This is a genomic window from Endozoicomonas atrinae, assembly GCF_001647025.1.
Classification (GTDB): Bacteria; Pseudomonadota; Gammaproteobacteria; order Pseudomonadales; family Endozoicomonadaceae; genus Endozoicomonas; species Endozoicomonas atrinae.
This window is the reverse complement of sequence record NZ_LUKQ02000226.1, coordinates 1-8,638: the sequence shown is the minus strand read 5'-3', so window position 1 is coordinate 8,638 and position 8,638 is coordinate 1. Positions and strand designations below refer to the sequence as shown.

7 protein-coding genes are annotated in these 8,638 nt (G+C 45.7%); 3 read left to right on the top strand and 4 right to left on the bottom strand.

All coding sequences use genetic code 11. From position 1 onward, the window contains the following. Positions 1–70: 70 nt before the first annotated feature. The 3 genes from AK963_RS21970 to AK963_RS21960 all read right to left on the bottom strand — a co-directional run bounded on the left by AK963_RS21970 (position 71) and on the right by AK963_RS21960 (position 4,084). Positions 71–2,086, bottom strand: coding sequence for a hypothetical protein (locus tag AK963_RS21970; RefSeq protein WP_139117584.1), 2,016 nt, complete (start codon positions 2,084–2,086; stop codon positions 71–73). Positions 2,087–2,231: 145 nt separating this feature from the next. Further along, positions 2,232–2,777: an aromatic-ring-hydroxylating dioxygenase subunit beta gene (locus tag AK963_RS21965; protein ID WP_066017564.1), complete on the bottom strand. Its 546-nt coding sequence runs from the start codon at positions 2,775–2,777 to the stop codon at positions 2,232–2,234. Further along, entirely contained in the window at positions 2,777–4,084 is a 1,308-nt protein-coding gene (locus tag AK963_RS21960; protein WP_066017563.1) for an aromatic ring-hydroxylating oxygenase subunit alpha, read from the bottom strand. Before AK963_RS21960 ends, AK963_RS21965 begins: the two co-directional genes overlap by 1 nt. Positions 4,085–4,206: 122 nt before the next feature. Here AK963_RS21960 and AK963_RS21955 point away from each other — a divergent pair, with 122 nt between their 5' ends. The 3 genes from AK963_RS21955 (at position 4,207) to AK963_RS21945 (ending at position 8,117) form a co-directional block, all read left to right on the top strand. Beyond that, positions 4,207–4,857 (top strand): TetR/AcrR family transcriptional regulator, encoded by a 651-nt coding sequence (locus AK963_RS21955; protein WP_083232838.1) that lies wholly within the window; start codon positions 4,207–4,209, stop codon positions 4,855–4,857. 205 nt (positions 4,858–5,062) lie between these two features. After that, complete coding sequence (locus AK963_RS21950) at positions 5,063–6,193, top strand: helix-turn-helix transcriptional regulator (RefSeq protein WP_066017561.1); 1,131 nt, start codon at positions 5,063–5,065, stop codon at positions 6,191–6,193. Positions 6,194–6,506: 313 nt separating this feature from the next. After that, positions 6,507–8,117: a hypothetical protein gene (locus tag AK963_RS21945; RefSeq protein ID WP_238593811.1), complete on the top strand. Its 1,611-nt coding sequence runs from the start codon at positions 6,507–6,509 to the stop codon at positions 8,115–8,117. A gap of 97 nt (positions 8,118–8,214) precedes the next feature. Here the strand turns inward: AK963_RS21945 and AK963_RS33440 are convergent. Then, on the bottom strand, positions 8,215–8,638 hold a 424-nt coding region (locus AK963_RS33440; protein ID WP_175404599.1), incomplete at its 5' end, for a hypothetical protein.

Sequence of the window (8,638 nt, the reverse complement as noted above, 5' to 3'; positions counted from 1 at the left end):
TGCATCGTGAAAGTTTTCAGGAAAATCGGGAGTTTTAGGCATGACATTAACGGGATGAACAACAGGCTATTTAAAGTATAAAGGCAATCGCAGAATTCGTGACATATTTTGAAAATGAAATTGGTATTATTACTTCAAGGCAGCTTGAATCCAAAAGGTTTGCGTGTGGATCTATCTTTTGAACCACTACTTCGCCAGTTTTCAGATGGGATACAGGCTGGCTTGTGCGCATTGTGGACTGGATATGACATTCATTCTGCTTGTCTTTTTTCAAGTGCTTCATTTTATTCGAATACAAACGACAGAGGTATTCCTTATTTGTTCTACGGGCAATATCTACAGGTAGCTCTCCATCATGATTTTCTGTAAAAAGGAGCTGTATTGCATGAAGGTTATCTATAGAAAGAAGTTTCACGATACCAAGAAGATAATCAGCTCCTGATTGAGTTAACTGATGTAAAATATTATTACCATTGCTGTCTTTTGCCTCTGAAGTTACTAAGGTGAGCATGGTCTTTATGGTTTCTGGGTCTTGTGAGTCTACTGCTGCCATAAAAGGCGATATCTTCGTGCCATGATCGCTCGGTCTGCGACTTTCAATCCAGAAATTAAGCTGTTTGCCAGGTATTTTCTGTTCTTGAATGGTCTTCGAAGAACCTTCCCAGGCTTCCTCAATAACCTGTTGTCTTCGGCTGATTTGATAGCAGGCAGTCTCGCCGCTTACTTGCTTGACCCAACCCTTATCGAGCGCTGTCTTTATACCTTCCTTAACTTGGCTTAACGGTATTGACTTTAACGTTCTCGCACAATGTTGACTCATTGCATCTCTGATTTTTTCAGGAGTTAAGGGCTTGCCGTTTTTAAATAGAGCCCTAGTAATATTTCCGGCATTACGACAGTTGGATACCATTATGGTAGCTTGCTCTGTCTGTCTGAGAGTGATCTGGGGAGTTGTTTTTAGGATAAGAATCTCTTCAGATCGGTCGGTTTGACTGATAGGCAAAAGCAACGCAGGGGATTGTGCAAATTGAGATAGAGTATTGGTGTTGGGAGTGAATTTTTTATCTTCCGGGGTATCCGGAAAGGTGGCAGGGACGGTTTCTGATTGAATCGATTGATTTTGATAGTTGAAGGAATTCTCTGAACTCGTTTCAAGGCTATCCTCATACTGTTCTTGTTCAGCTATTGGGCAGCCTTCAGTTGTCGGCAAGCTACTCAATATTAAGGTATCAAGTGACTCTGTGCATTCAGCTTCCAGGTTTGAACATGAGGATAATCCAGACATCGAAGACTCATCTTGACAGGTAAGTGAGCCGCCTGTTGGTTTATGTTCAGAGTCTGGTGTTATTGGTTTTGTTTTGTCTTCAAGATACTCTGTGAACAGTGAGGTCATGAGCTTATTATCCATAGCCTGTGCAACCTCGAGTGGTGTTTTCTTCTTTTTGTTTGTTCTTCGCAAAAGTTCTTGGTTCTCACTAATGACTTTGCGTGCGATTTCGTCAAATTCTTCAGTGAAGGGAGTATATACAAGGTAGTGTAATAAATTATTTCGGCTCTTCTTATTCTCAGGAAAGGCTCTAACTTCTGCGCCTTGATTTTCAAGGTATTTAACGGTGTCTCTGCTGCCTGATTCTATTCCTGCAATTAATGGACATAGCTTTCTTCCCTGATGTTCATCTCTGATACTTTCCACCCAGTCATGAAGATGCTGGCTCACTGCTCCACTGAACTCTAATTCCTGTAATTCCAGTAGATTCCCTGAGATACAAGCCTCAATGACTTTCAGGCAGTCTGTGGGCTGAAAAGTACTACGGCTCTCGGGTTCCGGCGTTACGACCTCTTTAACCCAGTTTTTAGCGATCGCTTTATCAATATACCTTCCCAGGAGAGGAAGGAATTTGAGTGTAGAGTTTTCAAGCAGGTCACCTATTCTCCTTAAATCGAATGCATCCTTTTGCTTGAGCAGCACCCTGCACACTTTGCGGGCACCCAGCATTGCTTGATCTTCGGTACAACCTTCACTTGAGCTCTCTAAACCTGGCGTTACGTGAGCGCAGAGGCTTTTTGCTAAGTATTCTACTGTCAAAGGAACTGTACTGTATTATGTACTGGTTTATTTATTGTGTGAATGAAGCAGAATATAGCACTTTCAACCGGTATGCCTGATTTTACTGTGGAGATACTGTAAAAAAGCCTCTTGCTTCAGAGGCTATTGGTTTTTTTTCGTATAGTTAGTAGAAAATACTCAGCGATGGCCCGGTAACCACATTCCAGTCAATAATCACCTCCCGTTTAGCAATCTTGAACTCCCCCTTTTCAACACGGAGAAGATCTTTTCTCTGTGCAGTGAAGGTGTGGTTCTCTTTCTGATGACGGCTGAAGTAGATCATCGTATTACTGTAGGCTTCATAGCAGCCTTCCTGATCAGAAGGCAGTACTTCTACATTGCTGATAAATCGCCGGGTTCTTGCAGGTGGATTATCTGTCCAGGAGTTTAGTTTAAACGCCCGCATGGCTCTTAGAGAGAGAATAAAAAAGTTCTCTTTCCTGAAGTCAGGCTCCAGTCCCTGGCTTAGCTCCTGCTCAACACCCAGAAACGCTTCAGTCTCCTTTTTCTTGGGGTCCGGTTGTGGGATATAACGAACGGGTACCCGGTATTCGACATCGGTGGTTACCAGTCTCAGCCATTGCTGGTATTCCCGGTTATCGAGCATCCGGGCTTCGCGAAAATAAAACTGCTCAACATCACTGATCAGGTCACGGTTAATCTCGGTCATTATTTTATCTCCAGCTTTGAAGTTTCCTGGATGCCCTGTTCCAGACGCTGACGCCACTGCAGATAAAACTCTCGGGCGTAGTGTTCATTAAAACAGCTGCCAACCTTGCCGGGGATTTCCGGATGGCTTTCCTCTTCACCAAGGCCAAGACCGTAGTAATAGGTTCGATCATCGGCATAATCGATATTGCTGCCGCTGAACTGCTGTGACCAGGCTTCGGCATCTTCACCTTCCAGAAGGCCGCCTGGGCCAAACATCATGGTGTAATGGATTTTCAATTTTTCCTTGATGTGCTCCGGCGCATTCTTCTCGATCACGAACCATGACCAGTACTCAATTTGACCAGGTCCTCGTGGATGGCTGGTTCTCAGTGTCATATTTGGCCAGAGGAACGACAGATTTGGGAAAACGCTGTAGCAAAGAGGCTTCAATCTGGAGCGAACCTCTCCCAAACGTTCAGTGACTTTTTTATGGCTTTCCCGAAGGTACTGGTTTACTTCAGGATCCATGCCGGCAACGCCATCCATACCGAACATGCACATTTCATCTGGAGTGCCTTCAGGCATCAGTCGAACGGAAAGACCGTGACCGGGTTTGGGGACTACATTCAGGCCGGTGTCTTCCAGTTCCTGTACCTGTGGGGTCCCCTGCAGAATCGAACCATGAAGGTAGGGACCATGACCAATGTCGCCAAGGTGGTTCTCGACCGGGAGTTTCCAGTTACAGTTAATGATCCACTTGTGGGGGCTGCCGATGACTTCAATGCCGCCATCAAATCGATCAAAGAAGCAGTCAAGGTACCAGGCCATTTCACCCAGATAGTCCGTCAGTGGCTCAACGTTTTCATCCATGCAGGCAAAAATCAGGCCTCTATAGGTTTCTACCCTTGGGACTCGCTTCAAACCCAGCTCTGCTTTTTCAGGTTTATTGCAGACCTTTCTTTCCTGGGGGATGGATACCAGGTCGCCTTTGTTGTTGAACGTCCAGTTATGATAAGGGCAGATAAAACGACGGGTGTTGCCCTGGTCCGCCCGGCATACCGGAACGCCTCGATGACTGCAGCTGTTGATCGTAACGTAGATTTCTTTGTCGCCTGCGCGGGAAACAATCACCGGGGTTTCGACGATAAAGCTGGTGATAAAATCTCCGACTTTCGGGATCTGGCTCTCGTGCCCCATATATATCCAGGTTTTACTGAAGATGTGCTGCTTCTCCAGTTCATAAAGGGCGGGGTCGGTGAATATCTTCCGGTGAACATGACTGCCATCGTCGCTGACCAGCTGGCTCAGTGGTAAGTCCATGGGCATGGTGTGTTCCTTTGTTATTGTAATCGGTGACTCGTCGAGAAAAGTTATCATATATTAACTTTTTATCAATGCTGATTTTGTAGAAAGTTTGAAAAAAAGTTAATAATTGATAACATCCGAGCATGACTGAAGTAATTACCGATAAAAAAATGACCAAAGGTGAGCGCACGGCTCAGAGAATTCTTGATGTCTCTGAGCGCCTTTTTGCGCAGAAAGGGTATGCTGGTGCGAGTCTTCGGGAGGTGGCTGAGGAAGTGGGTATCCGTGAGCCTGGCCTGTATCGCCACTTCAAAAACAAGGAAGAGTTGTATCAGCAGGTTCTGGAGCGTGCGCTGAGGCCCCTCGCTGATACGATGGATAACATGCTGTCCATTGACGAGATCGATCGCTCTCAGATACAGCTGCTTCCTGCTGTGATGTTTCGCCTGCTTTCCCGTTCACCCCATGTGGTTGTTTTACTGCAAAGAGCGCTTTCTACTGATAACGCAATCCAGTCTGAGAGTTCCGGGAGTGTCTGGCTGGATCAGTGGTTATCCAGTCTGGTTACCCGTGGGCAGCAGTTATTCCGACACTTGCAGATCAGGAAAAATGCGACCGATGTTGAAGTGGCATTGATGATTGTTAACTGGTTTAACCTGTGTCTTGGTTATTTTACTTCTGCAAAACTGTTTGAGCAGATTTCAGGTAAAGATGCTTTTTCGGAGCCTTGCCTGAATCTTCAAACTGAGCTTCTACAGAAGATCTCCCAGGTCATACTGAGTGATTTTGTTTAAATAAAGAATGAACCAGATTTTCAGCAAAAGTCCTGAGAATTTGGATGATGTGAATCGATGAAAGGAAAGGTATCTAAGAAAACTGTGATTGTAGAAAAATTAACAATGCGTACAGTTTTTTTAATTCTTTTTTGTTAAATTAGCACAAGCTATCTCAGTCTTTTATCGTCTTCATGGACGATAATGAGTAAAAAAAGAATAAATTATGAAATATACCATCGATATTGAAGAGTTTAGCCGGTTAATTAAAGCTCTTTATCAGGGCATTCTTGAAAATGTGCCTTGGTCTGGTTTTCTTGATCGTCTACAAAGTAAGCTGGAAGCAAACTATGTGACCATAGTTATCAGTCCTCCTACTGACGACCATGACGGTCTTTTTCTTACCACAGGAACAACTGGAAAAGAGTTTGTCGCTTCCTATAACAGCCATTTTTACGCGATGGACCCTTTTGTTGATCTGCCCAGTGCCAAAGTAGTGAGTCTTGATGAATTTATTTCAAGCAGTGAGCGGGTTGACTCAGAGTATTGTCGACAGTTCCTGCAGCCGATGGATGTTTTTCATGTGCTGGGGGTGGATATCAGCACTGACAATGGGGCGAAATACAGTCTGAGAATCAGCCGGGGACACGAAAGCAGCGCTTTTAATGATGGGGATAAGGCCTTTGTCGAGATGCTGGTGCCTCATTTGCAGGAGGCGATTGAACTGCATACCCAGTTGGGGCGAATTGAAACAGAGAGGAACCTTTATGCAGGTGCTGTGAATCAGCTGGCAGTGGGAACCATTATTCTGGATGAAGAGGCCAAAGTGCTCCAGAGCAATCAGGTGGCCAGTGATCTGCTGAAAGAGAAGGATGGAATCGAACTGATCGGAGGTTCTCTACAGGTAGGAAGCAGTCGTGATACCCGGCGTTTGAAAGAGCTGATCAGGGATGTGCTGGCTGCCCAGAATGATAATCAACCTTCGGTGGTCGAAGCATTGAGAGTACAACGACCTTCAGGTAAGAGTGATCTTGGCATTGTTGTGCGCTCTGTTCCTCCCTCTCAATGGTCAAAAGCTAAACATACGCCTTCTGTTGTTTTATTTATTGGTGACCCCGAGCAGCAATCTCAGGCACCCCGGGATATTGTCAAGACGTTGTTCGATTTAACCCCGGCGGAAGCCCAGCTGGCGATGATACTGGCAAACGGGCTCACGCTTGACGAAACTGCCGAGGAACTTGGGATCAGTCGAAATACAGCCAGGGCGCATTTGCGTTCGATCTTTTCAAAAACCGGAGTAACCCGTCAGACCATGCTGGTGCGCTTGATTCTGAAAAGTGTTGCAACGCTGGGTTGATGTTTCAGTAATCTTCAAATGCCATAGGGATGTGGCAGGTAAGTCATTCTCCACCTTGTTTAATCTGTAATGTTGTTTTGGCTTTGTTTGTGGCCGAATTTGTTATTGTCTGTTCACTGGCTTTAATCATAAGGTACAGCCATTGTTTCAGAGGTTTGCAGTCTTTCACTGTGTAATCACTGGAATCCGGGATCTAAAAAAACAACTATAAAAAAGAAGCATTGCGACAATGGATATAACAAGCCGTAAATCCCTTTTGGGGAAAGTCTTTCGTTCGACTGCTTTATGCTGTAAACGTTCTCGGAGTTTGGGTGTGAGTGCGCTCTTGATTGGCAGTTTTTTCGCTGCCGGCCATGTGAGTGAAATTAATGCAGCTAACCCGGCTCCTCGCAATCCACACCTGGCAGATTCTACCAACCCTATTGGTCACACCACGTCGGCTCAGCAGGACTCTGTTCCTCAGGCTGGCCCGATCGGACCAACCCGTACCCTAGATGACTTTGAACTGCAGTATCGCCACTTTGGCCCTTTTCAGTTTGGTACGAGTATTTCCGGTGTCTATCCAGACGGTAAGCGGGTGTTCTGGAGTAATGGTGCCAATGGCGTGTTTAAGGCAGAGCATGACAGCTTCAATATCATCGATCGCTTCCCGGTAGAGGGTAAGGAGTTCAGCCGTCCTGAAATCGAAAGCGCCCTTGAAGAACTGCGTTCTCGCGAAGGTCTCTCCGCCATGTATTTTGCCTTTAAGCAGGCGGATATGTTTAAGGAACTCTCTGGTGTCTATACGCTGCTGGACAATAATCACGATTACTATATCGGTGATAATGGTGGTCGTGGCATCACCGTTTACGGAGACGCAGATCCCTCAGACTCAAACAGCAAAATTGTGAAAAAACGTCAGTGGACCATGCCTGATTCAGTCAGTGGCCTGATGATTGGTATGAATATGACCTTTGATGGCTGGATTGTGTTTGCCACAGAGCACGGTTATATCGTTTCCGTTAAAAAAGATTTCTCTGAAGAGCGGGTTGTTCGCCTGAACTACGCGGTTGAAGAAGATGCAGAGAATGCAGCAACCGGTCCCACCGGGAAAGGCTGGGTACGAAATGGGCAGGCGGTTGATGAGAGCGGCATCTACGTTGCTTCCCAGAACCATATGCACAAAGTCATCTGGCAGAATGAGCAGCTTTCCGTTGATGAGAAAGACGGTGCCTGGAGTGTTCAGTACAGCAATACGGCAGGTCAGGGTACCGGTTCTACACCAAGTCTGATGGGCTTTGGGGATGAAGATCAGTTTGTGGTGATCACCGATGGTGATAAGAAGATGAACCTGCTGCTTTACTGGCGGAATGAGATTCCGGCGGACTGGAAGAAATTGCCAGAAGCAAATGATCGTCGTGTCGCCGGTATTATCCGTGTGGATATGGGCGACCCGGAGCTGGCCGTTCAGTCTGAACAGTCAGTGGTAGTTTCTGGCTATGGCGCAGCAATGGTGAATAACACGCCAAGAATGCCCTGGTACTATCCAGAACGTGCCGCCATGTTACTGAATGGTTTCCTCGGTACCCGGGAAGAGTATCAGCCCTACGGTATTCAGAAATTTGCCTGGAATCCAGAGAAACGACAGCTGGAAAATGCCTGGGTTAATACGTCATTAAGTTCCCCGAATGCCATGCCTCTGGTGAGTGCCGGCTCAAATATCCTCTATACCACCGGAGCCAGAAATGGTGAGTGGACACTGGAAGGCATCGACTGGACAACTGGAGAACCGGTCTTCCATTATGTGCTAGGTGATGAGCGATACAACACCCTGTTTGCCGGCGTGTTACTTGATGAAGACGGTCATATTTTCTTTGGTACTTCATTCGGCAAGGTGCGTTTGAAGCCAAGAAAAGAAGAGGTGCTGAATACTGCCAGTAATTAATTGTTATTGCGTATTTAAATTTAATTAAAAGGCTGGAGTTATCCGGCCTTTTAATTAATTGAGTATCTCCTTAAGTGTATCCTGGAAATATATCAAGTCATTTAATATCTTCTTTTCCTTTGAGCTCTCTGTGGTTCAACAAAATCCCATAAAAGGAATGGAAAAAGCGTTGGCCGTTTTTGTCATTGCTGGTGGCCAGATTGCGATTTAAGGTTAGTAACTGTGGAAATCTGGTGGGGGAGACGCTGGCCGGATTGTAGATTTTCATAACAGAGCTGATTGATAACCCGAATAAATTCAAATGCGCGCCAGCAGCATTGACGATCAGCCCCAGTCGAATGACAACAACAATAATAAACCGATCGAGAAGTTGATAATGCAAATCACAGATGCCTAGGGTGCTCTCTCTGAATGATTGAAACAATAGTGCTCTATTTTCACAGCTACTATGGGAACACCACTCATAATAGTTAACTGTCATGCCCGCTTCTGTTATTTCCAGCTCTACCAAAAGCATCGTT